This window comes from Labrys sp. LIt4, assembly GCF_017813775.1.
GTDB lineage: Bacteria > Pseudomonadota > Alphaproteobacteria > Rhizobiales > Labraceae > Labrys > Labrys okinawensis_A.
Window position 1 is genome coordinate 1 of record NZ_JAGIPY010000015.1, and the last position, 13,838, is coordinate 13,838.

At 64.4% G+C, this 13,838-nt stretch carries 13 protein-coding genes, 1 tRNA gene and 1 pseudogene; 10 read left to right on the plus strand and 5 right to left on the minus strand.

Annotated features, from left to right (window positions below):
* Together J8I29_RS23040 and J8I29_RS23045 are read left to right on the plus strand one after the other, a co-directional pair.
* Positions 1-77, plus strand: a tRNA-Met gene (locus tag J8I29_RS23040).
* Between the two features lie 220 nt (positions 78-297).
* The gene (locus J8I29_RS23045) at positions 298-1,287 is read left to right on the plus strand and encodes a DUF808 domain-containing protein (protein WP_209433441.1); all 990 of its coding nucleotides are present in this window, start codon (positions 298-300) and stop codon (positions 1,285-1,287) included.
* Positions 1,288-1,494: 207 nt separating this feature from the next.
* On the opposite strand, the gene J8I29_RS23050 is transcribed toward J8I29_RS23045, so the two are convergent.
* Positions 1,495-2,379 carry a class I SAM-dependent methyltransferase gene (locus tag J8I29_RS23050; protein WP_209433442.1) on the minus strand — a complete coding sequence of 295 codons (885 nt, stop codon included), beginning with the start codon at positions 2,377-2,379 and terminating at the stop codon, positions 1,495-1,497.
* A gap of 182 nt (positions 2,380-2,561) precedes the next feature.
* Positions 2,562-3,470, minus strand: a complete 909-nt coding sequence (locus J8I29_RS23055; protein WP_209433443.1) for a LysR family transcriptional regulator — start codon at positions 3,468-3,470, stop codon at positions 2,562-2,564.
* A gap of 132 nt (positions 3,471-3,602) precedes the next feature.
* Here J8I29_RS23055 and J8I29_RS23060 point away from each other — a divergent pair, with 132 nt between their 5' ends.
* From J8I29_RS23060 to J8I29_RS23070, 3 genes are read left to right on the plus strand one after another with little or no spacing between them, the layout of a single operon-like run.
* A complete protein-coding gene (locus J8I29_RS23060) occupies positions 3,603-3,977 on the plus strand; it encodes an Atu4866 domain-containing protein (protein WP_245197273.1) in 375 nt (124 codons plus the stop codon).
* 51 nt (positions 3,978-4,028) lie between these two features.
* Positions 4,029-4,883, plus strand: a complete 855-nt coding sequence (locus J8I29_RS23065) for an oxidoreductase (RefSeq protein ID WP_209433444.1) — start codon at positions 4,029-4,031, stop codon at positions 4,881-4,883.
* Positions 4,884-4,922: 39 nt separating this feature from the next.
* Positions 4,923-5,657, plus strand: coding sequence for an SDR family oxidoreductase (locus J8I29_RS23070; RefSeq protein ID WP_209433445.1), 735 nt, complete (start codon positions 4,923-4,925; stop codon positions 5,655-5,657).
* A gap of 33 nt (positions 5,658-5,690) precedes the next feature.
* Here the strand turns inward: J8I29_RS23070 and J8I29_RS30335 are convergent.
* Both J8I29_RS30335 and J8I29_RS30110 read right to left on the minus strand, forming a co-directional pair.
* Positions 5,691-6,005: pseudogene (locus tag J8I29_RS30335) on the minus strand (DsbA family protein); the annotation flags it as partial.
* 523 nt (positions 6,006-6,528) lie between these two features.
* Entirely contained in the window at positions 6,529-6,681 is a 153-nt protein-coding gene (locus J8I29_RS30110; RefSeq protein ID WP_245197274.1) for a hypothetical protein, read from the minus strand.
* Positions 6,682-7,201: 520 nt separating this feature from the next.
* Between J8I29_RS30110 and J8I29_RS23090 the strand changes: the two genes are divergently transcribed.
* Positions 7,202-8,737 (plus strand): BCCT family transporter, encoded by a 1,536-nt coding sequence (locus J8I29_RS23090; protein WP_105865440.1) that lies wholly within the window; start codon positions 7,202-7,204, stop codon positions 8,735-8,737.
* A 72-nt stretch (positions 8,738-8,809) separates the two neighbouring features.
* Here J8I29_RS23090 and J8I29_RS23095 read toward each other — a convergent pair whose 3' ends face one another.
* Positions 8,810-10,159, minus strand: coding sequence for a M20/M25/M40 family metallo-hydrolase (locus tag J8I29_RS23095; protein WP_245443631.1), 1,350 nt, complete (start codon positions 10,157-10,159; stop codon positions 8,810-8,812).
* Positions 10,160-10,598: 439 nt separating this feature from the next.
* Here J8I29_RS23095 and J8I29_RS23100 point away from each other — a divergent pair, with 439 nt between their 5' ends.
* The 4 genes from J8I29_RS23100 to arsK all read left to right on the plus strand — a co-directional run bounded on the left by J8I29_RS23100 (position 10,599) and on the right by arsK (position 13,820).
* Positions 10,599-11,369 (plus strand): DUF899 domain-containing protein, encoded by a 771-nt coding sequence (locus J8I29_RS23100; RefSeq protein ID WP_209433448.1) that lies wholly within the window; start codon positions 10,599-10,601, stop codon positions 11,367-11,369.
* A 148-nt stretch (positions 11,370-11,517) separates the two neighbouring features.
* A complete protein-coding gene (locus tag J8I29_RS23105; protein ID WP_209433449.1) occupies positions 11,518-12,006 on the plus strand; it encodes a heme-degrading domain-containing protein in 489 nt (162 codons plus the stop codon).
* Positions 12,007-12,202: 196 nt separating this feature from the next.
* Entirely contained in the window at positions 12,203-12,610 is a 408-nt protein-coding gene (arsC, locus tag J8I29_RS23110) for an arsenate reductase (glutaredoxin) (RefSeq protein WP_209433450.1), read from the plus strand.
* 19 nt (positions 12,611-12,629) lie between these two features.
* Positions 12,630-13,820 (plus strand): arsenite efflux MFS transporter ArsK, encoded by a 1,191-nt coding sequence (arsK, locus tag J8I29_RS23115; protein ID WP_105865435.1) that lies wholly within the window; start codon positions 12,630-12,632, stop codon positions 13,818-13,820.
* The last annotated feature ends 18 nt before the right edge of the window (positions 13,821-13,838 follow it).

Here is a 13,838-nt window from a genome sequence, read left to right on the forward strand (position 1 = left end):
CGCGGGGTGGAGCAGCCCGGTAGCTCGTCAGGCTCATAACCTGAAGGCCGCAGGTTCAAATCCTGCCCCCGCAACCAACGTTCAATACAAAAACCCCGCTCGAGTTCATGACTCAGCGGGGTTTTTGTTTGGGCAACACATCGCCCCAGCAGACGAAACACGAGGCCCTGCCTGGTGTCCGGGCTGTGAGCGAGGGCAAGCGTCCGGCGACAATCTTGGAGGGGGAGGACGCTCCTGGACTTGAAATCAGGCTCGCCCCTCCAGTATGCACTGCTCTGGAGCTGAATTGGGGGTGCCATGAGTCTTGGCCTGATCGCCCTTCTCGACGATGTCGCCGCTCTGGCGAAGGTCGCTGCGGCATCGCTGGACGATATTGCCGGTCAGGCCGCCAAGGCGGGTGCCAAAGCCGCCGGTGTCGTCATCGACGATGCCGCCGTCACGCCGCGCTACGTCACCGGATTCGCCGCCAAACGGGAATTGCCGATCATTGGCAAGATCGCCGCCGGTTCGCTCAAGAACAAGCTTCTGATCCTCCTGCCCGCCTCGCTTGTGCTCAGCCTGTTCGCACCGCAAGCGATCACCCCCCTGCTGATGCTCGGCGGTGTCTATCTGTGTTATGAGGGCGTGGAGAAGATCTACGAGCTCGTCGTGCCCCACGCCGCCCATCAGCATGAAGCGGAGCTCGCTTCGATCAACCCCAATGCGCAGTCCTTCGAGGACCAGAAAGTCGCGAGCGCGATCAAGACGGACTTCATTCTTTCGGCCGAGATCATGGCCATCACGCTTGGTTCCGTTCCCGACAGCAGCTTCGTGGCGCAGGCCGTTATCCTGGCCGTCGTCGGTATCGGCATTACGGCCGCGGTCTATGGCGCGGTCGCCCTCATCGTCAAGGCCGACGATCTCGGTGTGGCGATGGCCAGGACTGCCTCTTCTTCGCCTGCGGGCAGGCTGTTGCGTGCAATGGGCCGGGCGCTCGTGGTGGGAATGCCTTATTTCCTGAAGGCGCTCGGCCTCGTCGGCATTGCCGCGATGATCTGGGTCGGCGGCGGCATCATTCTGCACGGCTTCGAGGCCTACGGCCTTGGCGCTCTCAGCCATCTTCTCCACGAGGCCGCCGAAGCGGCCGCGCACAGCCTGCCGGCAGCCGGCGGAGTGGTGTCATGGCTGGTCCAGGCCGCGGGCTCGGGACTGGCCGGGATTACCGTGGGACTGGTGACAATTCCGGTAATCAGCTATGTCGTCGCGCCGATCTGGCGCCGCTTCAAGCCGAAGCCCCGCAGCGCCTGACATCAAGAGCTGGTTCTCATCCACCCGGCCATTCCACAGGTCCCGGCGGCCCCCTGCCGGGCGCCTTACAGATGCTCGGCCTCTCGGCGATGTATCGGTCCCGGAATTTCTGCTCGAGCACCAGGGGGCTTTTCTTTTGGCGCTCGTTCTTGTTCGGCTTGGTCCTGATGCCCCGACGGATGAAATCCGCCGGCCCAACACCTTGTTTTATCTCTCAGCCTGCCGAACCGTTCGCCGGGCGAAGACGGAGAATGCCGGACCGTTGACGTGCTGAGGCTCGTCATGGGCGACGCGCAAATCGTCGAACCCCAGGAGGCCGAGAACCGCCAGAAGGTCTTCCTTCTCCATCCAGTAATGTCGATTGACCGGACCGCCGCAATATGCCGATTTCTTCCATGCGCCGTAATAACTGCGCTCATGCAATCTGACAGTCATGCCGCGAAACGCGACTTCTTCGCAAATTTCCTGGTAAGGGGGCTTCTGTGACTTGAACGGCACCCGCCTGAGATCTTCGGGCGGCATCGATGTCTCGTCGAAATAATGCGTCCAGACATAGATCGCGTCCGTCCTGGCCGCCAGCAGCTCGAGTAATCGCAGCGGCTCTTCCATGTGGTAGAGAACTCCGCACGCAACGATGAGGTCATAGGGCGGGTCCTTTCGTTCCAGCCATTTGACGAAGTCACCGAGGTGAAAACGGGCGTGCTGCAGCCTGAAGATCTCCTTGGCGATCAGGCAGCGCAGGAAAGCCTTCTTATTGGCTTCCACGGCATCGAGGACCTCCGGACCGAGTCTGTCCAGCATCCTGGAGTGGGACGCTTCCAGAGGTCCCAATTCGAGAACGCGCCGGCCGGCAATGGGCCCGAATTGTTCGAGGGCCCAATGGATCCTGCCATCCTCGTGCATATGGGCGGGGCCCGCCTGGATACCCAGTTCCGACGGGAAGGCATGATTCCAGCCCGGAATCAAATCGACGGCATTCTGCGGCGAAGGCTCGGAGAAAACATATCCATCGGTCAAATGGAATTCTTCGATATCTTCTTTCGATTTTGCCGGTCGTACACGGCGGAAAATCTGCTGAAGCGGATTGGTCATCTCGTCCTGCGCTGTAGAAGCATTCGCTTCCACGTTGTCGGTTTAGGTCTGGCTGTCAATCGCATCTGCGTCAATTTTATCCCGCTTACCCAGTCAATTCACCGAAGCAAGTGCTTTGGCCAATCCGCACGGCCGCGAAACGACCTGACCTTGCGAAAGCGGAGCGTCTTGGACCGTCCATCTCACGATATGCCGTGATGGCGTGTCCACAGGCGCAGATGATCGACCAGCGCCCGCAGCTTCGCCGGCTGGCGCTGGCGGCGCGGGTAATAGAGATAGAAGCCGGCAAAGGGGGGGCCGAAGGCCTCGAGCAGCGGCACGAGGTCGCCGCGATCGAGATAGGTGCGGAAGGTGTCGTAGACGCCGAAGGTGATGCCGGCACCGGCGCGGGCCAGCCGAATCATGGTGGCCATGTCGTTGGTCGTCACCTTGGGCTCGACGGCGATCTCGAAGTCGCGGCCATTCTCGGTGAACTCCCAGCGATAGGGGGCAAGGTCCGGCCGGGCGCGCCAGCCGATGCAGTCATGGGCCAGCAGATCGCGTGGATGCTGCGGAGCGCCGCGGCGGGCGAGATAGTCGGGGGAGGCCACCGCCAATTGCCGCTGCTCGCCCGAGACCGCAATGGCGATCATGTCCTGTTCGATCACTTCGCCCAGCCGCACCCCGGCATCGAAACCGGCCCGCACGATGTCGTCTTCCTCATCCGTCACCGTAAGGTCGAGCCGGATGCCGGGATAGGCCTGCAGGAACCCCGTCAGAGCCGCGCCGGACAGGAAGGTCTCGGCAATCGAAGAGACGCTGATCCGGAGCGTGCCGGTCGGGCGCCCGCGTTCGTCCTGAACCGCCCGCAGCGCCGTCTTCACCTCCGACAAGGCCGGTCCGACGGCCTGGCAGAGCTGTTCGCCCGCCTCGGTCAGGCGCACGCTGCGCGTGGTGCGCTGCACGAGGGCGACGCCGAGGCGATCCTCCAGGCGCTGCAGGCCCTGGCTGACGGCCGAGCGGGTGACGCCCAGCCGCTCGGCCGCGAGGCGGAAACTGCCGGCCTCCGCGACAGCGATAAAGGTGGAGATGCCTTCGAAAATATCTGCCATTGGTTAGATAATCTAACCAGGTTATTTCCGATTGGCAACTCGATCGCTCCAATCGGTCGGTCTAGGGTGTTTTCCAGCGAAGCCGACCGTCGGCTGCGCATGAAACAGGCCCCTGACGCGAGGAGGATGGCGATGGTCCATCGCAGCGTTGCCGGACGGATTGCAATGCATGGGGTGATCCCGATCCTGCTGGCAGGAACGAACCCGGCACCGGCCACGGACACGCGGGCTCCCGCCCCGGGGCAGATCACCGAAAGCGAAGCGAAGATGACTGAACACGCCTATGTGGGAATGTGGGTCACGGATGACGGCTACGTCCGCCAGGAATTGCTGCCGAACGGACGCTACGACGAAGCACGCGGCAGCCGCAGGAGCGCCTATCGCGGCCGCTACGAGGTTCGCGGCTCCCACATCGATTATTGGGACGACACCGGCTTCACCGCGGATGGCCAATTCGTCGACCGCGACACGCTGCATCACGGCGGCATGGTGTTCCGGCGCCGCTGAGCGGCCGCCGGCCCGGAGCCCCGCGCTCCGATCGAGAGCGAGGATATAGATATGACAATCCAAACACCGGTCTGGTTCATTACCGGGGCCTCTTCGGGCCTCGGCCGGGCCTTGGCCGAGGCCGTTCTTGCCAGGGGATGGTGGGCGGTCCTCGCGGCACGAAGGACGGAGGCCCTGGCCGATCTTGCCGCCGCCCATGGCGGGCGAGTGCTCGCCATCGAACTCGACGTGACCGATGCCGGCGCGATCGACCGAGCCGTCGCAACGGCCGAGGCCCGGTTCGGGCGCGTCGACGTCGCCGTCAACAATGCCGGCTATGGCTATCTGGCGGCGATCGAGGAGGGTGAGGACGCGCAAATTCGGGCTCAGTTCGAGACCAATGTCTTCGGCCTAGTCGGCGTCACCAAGAGGATATTGCCCGGCATGCGGATGCGCCGGAGCGGGCATATCGTCAATATCTCCTCCCTTGGCGGCCTCGTCGCCTTCGCGGCGACCGGCTACTACCACGCCACCAAATTCGCTGTGGAGGCGCTGTCGGAATCGCTGGCGCAGGAGGTCGCATCGCTCGGCATCAAGGTGACGATCGTGGAGCCGGGTGCCTTCCGCACCGACTGGGCCGGCCGTTCCATGGTCGAGGCGACCACTGTCATCGCCGACTATGCCGAGACCGCCGGCCGGCGTCGCGAGCAGACCCGCGCCATCTCCGGCCGGCAGCCCGGCGATCCCGCCCGCGCGGCGCTCGCCATCATCAAGGCGGTCGAGGCGCCGGAACCGCCGCTGCGCCTACTGCTTGGCGCGCCGGCCCTGCGCATCGCCCGCGAGCGGCTGGAGGCGCTGCGGCACAATTTCGAGAGCTGGGCCGAGACGACGCTGAGCGCCGATTTCCCCGAGCCGGCCAAGGCCTGATGCCGCTCCGCGAGCGGACATGAAACGAAGGATCATGAGATGAGTGCAATTGCAGGAAAAGTCGTGGCCATCACCGGCGCCAGCAGCGGTATTGGCGAAGCCAGCGCGAGGATGCTGGCCGCAGCGGGCGCCAAGGTGGTGATCGGCGCGCGCCGCACCGACAGGCTGGAGAAGCTTGCCGCGGCGATCGCGGCCAATGGCGGCGAGGTGAGGGTACGTGCCCTCGACGTGACCTCGCAGGCCGAGGTCGCCGCCTTCGCCGGTTTCGCGCGCCAGGCCTTCGGGCGGCTCGACGTGATGGTCAACAATGCCGGCGTGATGCCGCTCTCGCCCCTGGCGGCACTGCGCGTGGCGGAATGGGACCGGATGATCGATGTCAACATCAAGGGCGTGCTTTACGGCATCGCCGCGGCGTTGCCGATCATGGAAGATCAGGGGGCGGGCCAGATCGTCAACGTTTCATCGATCGGCGGCCATCACGTTTCGCCCACCGCCGCGGTCTATTGCGCCACCAAATTCGCGGTGCGGGCCATTTCGGACGGGCTGCGCCAGGAAACGGACCGCATCCGCGTGACGGTGATCTCGCCTGGCACTACCACCTCCGAGCTCGCCGACTCGATCGGTGACCCCACCGCGCGGGAAGCGATGAAGGCGTTCCGCGCCGTTACCATCAGCCCGGAGGCCGTGGCCGCCTCGCTGCTCTATGCGATCGGCCAGCCCGACGACGTCGATGTCAGCGAGATCGTGGTGCGGCCGACGGCGAGCCCGCATTGAGGAAAGGCTTCATTTGCCGGCTATTGAGCTTGGCTATTTCGCAGCCTTCACATAGCGCCTCAGCTGCTCCAGGCTGAGCGCGCCGAAATAGACGTCATGGCCGATCACGAAGCCGGGCGTGCCCTGGAGCTGGAACAGGCGGGCGGCGACGTCGTTCCTCGCCAGCATGGCGTCGATCTGCGGGCCTCGCGCGGCAAGATCCTTGTCGAGCCTGACGAGGTCCACGCCGGCCTTGCCGGCCGCTTCGCGCACGGCATCCTTGTCCATGGTGCGCGGCAGGGCGAAGAGGGCGGCATGCACCGCGCCATACTTGCCCTGCCAATTGGCCGCGAGCGCCACCCTGGCGGCATGGACCGAGGCCTCCCCCGAAGATCGGCCATTCCTTGATCACCAGCCGGATGTCCTTGTTTTCGCGCAGGAGGGCGTCGAGGCGCGATTGCATCACCCGGCAATAGGGGCAGCGGTAATCGGTGAACTCGATAATGGTGACCTTGCCCTTGGGATTGCCGAGCACGGGGGAGGAGGGATCGGTGATGATGTCGTTCACGTCGATGTCGGCGGAGGCCGCGCGGGCGCCGCCCGGCCAGGGCGCGAGGCTGAGAAGGCCGATGACGAGGAACAGGAAGGCCGCGAGAAGCGGGGGCGGGACACGCCGAGATGCCATGATGGGTCCTTGCGATCGCAATCGCGTGCTCACACGCGCTTTGCCTTGACGGGCGCCAGGCCCGCGGCCCGATTCGACGGGCTGGCGGCACTCTCCATGCCGCCGGCCTCGCATGCAAATCACAGTTTCTGGCGGGGAAATCGCATTCGCGTGAGAGTGGCTCTGCGCTAGGCTCTTTGGCCCTTTGAACCGAGGAGCGAGGGCGTGTTACGAGAACCAGAGCTCGTGCATGGCCTCCAGGAAGTCTCGGTCATCAACAGGGTAGCCGGATGCGGAACCGATGACGGAATCGATGCCGCATTCAGGGCAGAGGGCAGTTCCCGCGCTGTCGTCGATCCATTCCTCGATCTTGGCAACCATGAAGTTTTGGCTGCAATAGAAACACCCGCAAATCTTACTTCTTTCTAGTTCTTGCCGATGGCTGGTTGAGTGACGATGTGCACGCTCAAGCATTTCTCGCGAATATGTCATCTTGGCATTTCCGTGCCGCACTCTGCGATTGGTGACCTTTACCTTGTGAGGCCGGCGGCACTCTCCACGCCGCCGATCTCGCATTCAAATCACAGATTTGCCAGTGGGAATTGCATTCGCGTGAACGAATGTCCGCTCTGCGGCACCTATCATGACGTGCGAGAGCCTGCAGGGGGTACACGCATTCCGGTTGAACGAGGCCGGCCTCCGTGGCGCAGTCCGTCGACTTTCTGGAGCCAGGGTCGGATTCGGAACCCCGGAGGTCGGTACTGGGGCGGATTGCAAAGGTATATCGGGGCATTATGACGTAGGGGCGTGGCTATTGGGACTCGCGGACGTCGAAATCCCGGCTGGCAGACGATGAAGCGCCCGCGTCAACGGGGGAGGAACGATCGTCTTGTCGCGCGCAATGCTTCGTGGATCGGATTCTGGTGTTTTCTGGCCAGCGCTTATTATTGTCGTTGGCTTCGTATTATGGGGAACGCTGTTCCCCGCCAGCCTGACAAGTGTCGCCACCGCGACGCTCAACGGCATCATCCATACCTTCGGCTGGAGCTTCGTCGTTTCGACGGCGTTCTTTCTCGTCTTCGCAGGCTTCCTGGCCTTCAGCCGCTTCGGCCGGATCAAGCTCGGCCATGACGACGAGAAGCCGGAATTCTCCACGGTCTCCTGGGTCTGCATGATGTTCAGCGTCGGCATGGGCATCGGCCTGATGTTCTGGGGCGTCGCCGAACCCGTGTCGCATTTCGGTGCGCCGCCCCATGGGCTCGCCCAGCCGCAATCGAAGGAAGCGGCGATCGTGGCGATGCAATATGCCTATTTCCATTGGGCCCTGCATCCCTGGGCGATCTATGCCGTCGTCGGCCTGGCGCTGGCCTATTTCAGCTATCGCCGCGATCTGCCGACCCTGATGTCCAGCGCCTTCCAGCCCTTGATCGGCGACAGGGTGCACGGCCCGATCGGCCGCACCATCGACGTGCTGGCGATCATCGCCACTCTGTTCGGCACCGCGACCTCGCTCGGCCTCGGCGCCCAGCAGATCAATTCCGGCATGAACTATCTGTGGGGCACCGGCGAATCTCCAACCATCGCCCTCTCCATCATCGCCGTGCTTTCGGTGCTCTTCATCCTCTCGGCGGTGTCCGGCGTCGGCCAGGGCATCCAGTTCCTCAGCAACATGAACATGGTGATCGCGGTCCTGCTGCTGTTCTTCCTGGCAGTCTTCGGCCCCACCGTGTTCATCTTCGATACGCTGATCGAGTCGCTCGGCTATTACCTCAGCGATCTCGTCTCGATGTCGTTCCGCACTGCCGCCTTCAGCGACGGCAAATGGCTGGCCAACTGGACCATCTTCTATTGGGCCTGGTGGATCTCCTGGGCGCCCTTCGTCGGCGTGTTCATCGCCCGCATCTCGCGCGGCCGCACCATCCGCGAGTTCGTGGTCGGCGTGCTGCTGATCCCCAGCGCCGTCACCTTCATCTGGTTCACCATCATGGGCGGCACGGCCCTTCATTCGGAACTGATGGGCGCCGGCGGCCTGGTCGAGGCGGTCAAGGACCAGGGGGCGCCGGTATCGCTGTTCGCTCTGCTGGCGCAATACCCGATGGCGACGGTGACCTCGACCATCGCCATGTTCCTAGTGGCGATTTTCTTCGTCTCCGGCGCGGACGCGGCCTCGGTGGTGATGGGCATGCTTTCCAGCAGGGGCGCACCCCACCCGCAAGCCGGCATCGTGGTGCTCTGGGGCCTGCTCGCCGGCGCCTCGGCCTGCGTGCTTCTGGTGATGGGCGGGCTCGCCGGCCTGCAGACGGCCTCCATCATCGCCGCCGCTCCCTTCCTTCTGGTGATGATCGGCCTGTGCGTCTCGCTCTGGAAGGGGCTGCTGGATGAACTGGAGACGCATGCCGTCCTGCACGATGCCAAGGCGGTGCAGTCGGCCGAATAGGCAGGCCGGTTTTGCGGGATGCGGACGGGCGGGCAGAACCCGCCCGTTTTCGTGAGCAAGACCAGCCCGCGGCTACTTCGCGGCCACGCCGACCAGCGTGTCGTAAATGAAGGCCGTGCCTTCCTTCAAGGATTTGACGGCGATGCGCTCGTCATTGCCATGCATGCGCTCCAGCGTTTCATTGTCCAGCGGGTAGGGATAGATGCCGTAGGTCGGGATGCCGCGGTCTCGCCAGGCGGAAGCATCCGTGCCGGCCTCGAACAGGGCCGAAACCACCGTGGCTTCAGGCCATGTCTTCTTGCCGGCCGTTTCGAGAGCCTTGAACAGAGGCGTGTCGGTCGGGGATGCCTGGGCTTCCGTGCGCTTCTTGTAATAGGCCTTGGCGTCGGCTTCCGACAGGGTGGTGTCGACGCTGATCTTGATGGCCGGATCGGCGATGGCCTTCTCGACCTGGCTCCGCACATCCCAGGGCGTCGAGCCCGGAACGAGGCGCACATTCACATAGGCCTCCGCCGTCCCGGGAATGACGTTTTCCTTCACCCCGGCCTTGATGATCGTCGTCGCCACCGTGTTGCGCATCAGGGCATGCCAGAGCAGCGGATAGTCGCCGGTGGCGGACACGCGTTTTCCGGCCTTCTTCAGCGCCGACGCATCGCTGCTGGAGGCCAGCGTCTCAAGATCGCGCTTCATCTGCCCGGTCGCGCTCGAGGCGAGGGCCTGAAAATAGGCCCTGGTCTGGCCGGTGAGGGTGGGCTCGGTGTCCCATACCGACAATTTCGCCAGGGCCCGGGACAGTTTGCCGACGGCGCTGTCGGGCTGCGGGCGCGAGGAATGCGTCGGGGTACCCGTCACCTTGAGCCTGAGGCCGGCATAGATCTTGTCGCGCGTCGTGATGTTGACCTGCCGGGTGACGCCCTTCTTGTCTTGGAAGATCCAGCCGCCTTCGTTCAAGACGAATTCGGCATCGATCTTGTCCCAGTGATTTTTCGCCAGCCAGTCGGTGCCGTAGTCGCCGGCTTCTTCATCGGCCTCGGCCAGGAAGATCACATCCCGCGACAGCGCCACGCCGCTCTTCTTGAGCTGGAGAAGGGCCTGGACGAACACCGCCTGTCCGCCCTTGAAGTCCATGGCGCCCCGGCCGAGGACATAGCCGTCCTTGATCTCGCCGGCGAAAGGATCGACGCTCCAGGTGTGCCGTTCAACCGGCACCACATCCGAGTGTGCGGCCAGAAGCACCGGCTTCTTGCTGCCGTCGCCCTTCAGACGGGCGATGAAATGAGCCACTCCGTCCTTGGGCGTCTTGATGATCTCATTGTCGATGCCGGCATCGTCGAAGACCTTTTTGAGGTAGGTGACTTCCTCCAGCGTTCTTCCCGGCGGGTTGGACGTGTCGAAGCGCAGAAGCTGTTGAAGAAGCTCCACGGTCTTGTCGGATTCTTGCGCTGCAAGTGGGGAGGTTGAACCTATAAGGGTGGCGACACCAAAAACTGCTAGGCAAACTGAAAGAATAGGTGGACCCAATTTCATAACTTTTCCTCTTGGTATTCTGATTTTTTGTGGATCTTGCTCCTCTTCCCGGGGCTCTCTTGCTCACCCTAACCCAAAAATCTTCTGCGACAAGCGGCGGTAAATCGGTACAACACGCTTGTCTCGGCCGTGGTGGTGCGAGGTAGGCCGTCGTCTGGCGGCTGAGCACCCCTCCCTACTGCACACGACCGCCCTGCCGCCGAATGCCGCCACACTTGTTACTCCCACCTCTGCGCCTTCCGGTGGCACTCTCTTCTCACCGATGACAAGCCAGCGGCGTGCCTGTGCACCCCGCGCACGAGGCGCGACAGGCGCCCGGAGAAGGAGATTTGCGATGACGGCATCAGCCGGAAACGGACGAAACGAGGCTTCAGGCATGCATACGCCGCCGGTGGTATCGCCTCAGGAGTGGCACGCGGCGCATGGGCGGCTGCTGGCGATGGAAAAGGCGCATACCCGCGCCCGCGATGCCCTGGCGGCACAGCGCCGCCGCATGCCCTGGATGGCGGTGGAGAAGGCCTATGTCTTCGAAGGGCCGCAGGGGCGAGCCAGCCTTGCCGAGCTCTTCGAGGGCCGCAGCCAGCTCATTGCCTATCGCGCCTTCTTCGAACCGGGCGTGTTCGGCTGGCCCGATCATGCCTGCCGGGGCTGCTCGATGGTGGCCGACCAGGTCGCCCATCTCGCCCATCTCAATGCCCGCGACACCACGCTGGTCTTCCTCTCGCGGGCCCCGCAGGGCGACATCGCCAGGCTGAAGCAGCGCATGGGCTGGACCATGCCTTGGTACACCGTGCTCGACGATTTCGACTGGGATTTCGGCGTCGGCGAATGGCACGGCACCAATGTGTTCTACCGCGACGGCGACAGGATCTTCCGCACCTATTTCGTCAACAACCGCGGTGACGAGCAGATGGGCGGCACCTGGAACTATCTCGACATTACCCCGCTCGGCCGCCAGGAATCCTGGGAGGACTCGCCCGAAGGCTATCCGCAGACGCCGCCCTACAAATGGTGGAACTGGAACGATGCCTATGTCGAAGGCGCGGCACCCGACAAGCGTTGGGTGGAGGTCTCGGATGCGGGTGAGGCGGCCTTCCGTAAATAGGGGCGGTGGTCGGTGGGGGTGGTTTCCTTTCCATCGAGGAAGGGAACGGCATCGGCGCGCCGATCTATGCCTTGCCTGTGCGGGACTCTGCCTGCCGTCTTGCCAGGGGCGGCGGGCATCCGCATGATCGCGCGGCAAGGAGGCCGATATGCCCAACGAGATCACGCTGAGCGAATTGCTGCGCCAGGAGGCGGTGCTCACCTTTCCGGCCTTCGACAACGACACCGCCATCGATCTGGGCACGCTGGCGCTCGGCATCGCCCGCGAGCGCACCTTGCCGGTGGCGATCGATGTTAGCCGCAACCGCCAGCAGCTCTTTCATGCCGCCCTGGCCGGCACGTCGCCGGACAATGACCAGTGGATCGCGCGCAAATCGGCAGTGGTCTATCGGTTCGGGCATTCCTCCTTCTATATGGGCCAGTCGACGCCGCCGGGGGGACCCTCCTTCCATGATCGCTTCATGGTCGATCCCAAGGAATATGCCGCCCATGGCGGCAGCTTTCCCATCATCGTGGAGGGCACCGGCCCAGTCGGCGCCATCACCATATCGGGCCTGCCCCAGCAGGCCGACCATGAACTGGTGGTGGAGATCATCGCCCGCTTCCTCGAGCAGCGCTTCGGCAAAAAGGCGCTGTAGCGCTCCTCCAGACCGCGACCCGGTGTCGGCCTGACCCCGGATCACGCTCGGGGACAGCCTGGTCGCGATCCGGCACGGTCTGGCGGCACCTTGGCGCAGGGCAAGGGCCTTGAGCCACAGGCCGCGCCCATGCGATGGGTGTTTTGTCGGAGCAGCGTCGACGCCAGCTCCGCGGTTCCGATCGAAAGCCCCCGCGATGCGCGTCACCATCTATCACAACCCGGCCTGCGGCACCTCGCGCAACACCCTCGCCATGATCCGCCAGTCGGGCGAGGAGCCGGTGGTGATCGAGTATCTCGGCGCACCGCCCTCCCGGGACAAGCTCGTCGCCTTGCTGGCTGCCATGGCGATGCAGCCGCGTGACCTGCTGCGCGAGAAAGGCACGCCTTACGCTGAGTTCGGCCTGGGCGACCCGACATGGAGCGACGAGCAGATCATCGACGTCATGCTGGCGCACCCGATCCTGATCAACCGGCCCATCGTCGAGACGGCGCGCGGCACACGGCTGTGCCGCCCTTCCGAAGCGGTGCTCGACCTCCTCGACCAGCCGGTCGCGCGCTTCGTCAAGGAGGATGGCGACGTCGTGACCTATCGCCGGACCTGATCGAGGCACGCCCCGAACCATGCATGCGGAACGCTCGCCCCTTGCGGCCATCATCGCCCTGGGTGTCACCCAGATCATCGGCTATGGCACGCTCTATTACAGTTTCAGCATCCTGGCCGCCGATATGGCGAAGGGCCTGGGCTGGACCACGGAATGGGTATTCGGTGCGCTCTCTGTCGCACTGCTGATCGGCGGCGCCACGGCGCCCTGGGTCGGCCGGCTGATCGACATGATCGGGGCAGGCCGGGTGATGGCGGTCGGCTCCCTCGCCGCTGCGGGATCACTGGCCGCTTGTGCCTGGGCGCCCGGCGGCGTGGCCTTCGTGGCGGCGCTGATCGTGATGGAGACGGCCTCTAACCTGGTGCTTTATGGCGCCGCTTTCGCCCTCCTGGTGCAGATCCGGCCTCGCGCGGCCCAGCGCAGCATCACCTATCTCACCTTGATCGCCGGTTTTGCCTCCACCGTGTTCTGGCCGGTGACCACCGCCCTGCATGAGCGGATGAGCTGGCAGGGCGTCTATCTCGTGTTCGCCGGCCTCAATCTCGCGGTCTGTTTTCCCCTCTATGTCTGGCTTTCGCTTGGCCTGTCGAAGCAGGGCGGCGCGGCGGTCGGCCAGCAGCCGGCCGTGACGGGGCTGCTCGCGCCTGCCCAGCGCCAGGCGGGCTTGCGGCTGATGATCGTGGGGTTTGCCGCGCTCTCGCTGGTGGTTGCGGCCATCCTGGTCCACATGATCCCGCTGCTGTCGGGCCTCGGGCTCGGCGCGTCGGCGGCGGTGATCGGCACGTTGTTCGGCCCGTCCCAGGTGCTCAGCCGCCTGGTCAACATGGTGTTCGGGCGCAATTTGCCGCCGATAGGCCTGGCGCTGATTGCGGCCACCCTGATGCCGGCTTCCGTGGCGCTGCTTGCCCTTACCGCGCCCTCCACCACGGGTGCGATGGTGTTTGCGGTGGTGTTCGGCCTCGGCAACGGATTGTTCAGCATCGTGATCGGCACCCTGCCGCTGGCTTTGTTCGGCAGCGAGGGCTATGGCACGCTGCAGGGCAAGGTGATGGCCGCCCGCCTGATCGTGGCCGCGATGGCGCCCTTTGCCTTCGCCTTTGCGCTGACCTCCATCGGCGCCGGCCTGTCGCTCGCGGTGACGGCCTTGATGGGCGGGCTGGGCGGAGTGTCCTTCCTGGCGATCCGCTTTCTGGTGGGGCGCCCCGGCTGACAGACATCGCCGGCGAAA

Excerpts from the sequence above, each read along its gene's own strand:
- J8I29_RS23045 (WP_209433441.1), top strand. The coding sequence starts at position 298 with ATGAGTCTTGGCCTGATCGCCCTTCTCGACGATGTCGCCGCTCTGGCG.
- J8I29_RS23050 (WP_209433442.1), bottom strand. The coding sequence starts at position 2,379 with ATGACCAATCCGCTTCAGCAGATTTTCCGCCGTGTACGACCGGCAAAA.
- J8I29_RS23055 (WP_209433443.1), bottom strand. The coding sequence starts at position 3,470 with ATGGCAGATATTTTCGAAGGCATCTCCACCTTTATCGCTGTCGCGGAG.
- J8I29_RS23060 (WP_245197273.1), top strand. The coding sequence starts at position 3,603 with ATGGTCCATCGCAGCGTTGCCGGACGGATTGCAATGCATGGGGTGATC.
- J8I29_RS23065 (WP_209433444.1), top strand. The coding sequence starts at position 4,029 with ATGACAATCCAAACACCGGTCTGGTTCATTACCGGGGCCTCTTCGGGC.
- J8I29_RS23070 (WP_209433445.1), top strand. The coding sequence starts at position 4,923 with ATGAGTGCAATTGCAGGAAAAGTCGTGGCCATCACCGGCGCCAGCAGC.
- J8I29_RS30110 (WP_245197274.1), bottom strand. The coding sequence starts at position 6,681 with ATGGTTGCCAAGATCGAGGAATGGATCGACGACAGCGCGGGAACTGCC.
- J8I29_RS23090 (WP_105865440.1), top strand. The coding sequence starts at position 7,202 with ATGCTTCGTGGATCGGATTCTGGTGTTTTCTGGCCAGCGCTTATTATT.
- J8I29_RS23100 (WP_209433448.1), top strand. The coding sequence starts at position 10,599 with ATGACGGCATCAGCCGGAAACGGACGAAACGAGGCTTCAGGCATGCAT.
- J8I29_RS23105 (WP_209433449.1), top strand. The coding sequence starts at position 11,518 with ATGCCCAACGAGATCACGCTGAGCGAATTGCTGCGCCAGGAGGCGGTG.
- arsC (WP_209433450.1), top strand. The coding sequence starts at position 12,203 with ATGCGCGTCACCATCTATCACAACCCGGCCTGCGGCACCTCGCGCAAC.
- arsK (WP_105865435.1), top strand. The coding sequence starts at position 12,630 with ATGCATGCGGAACGCTCGCCCCTTGCGGCCATCATCGCCCTGGGTGTC.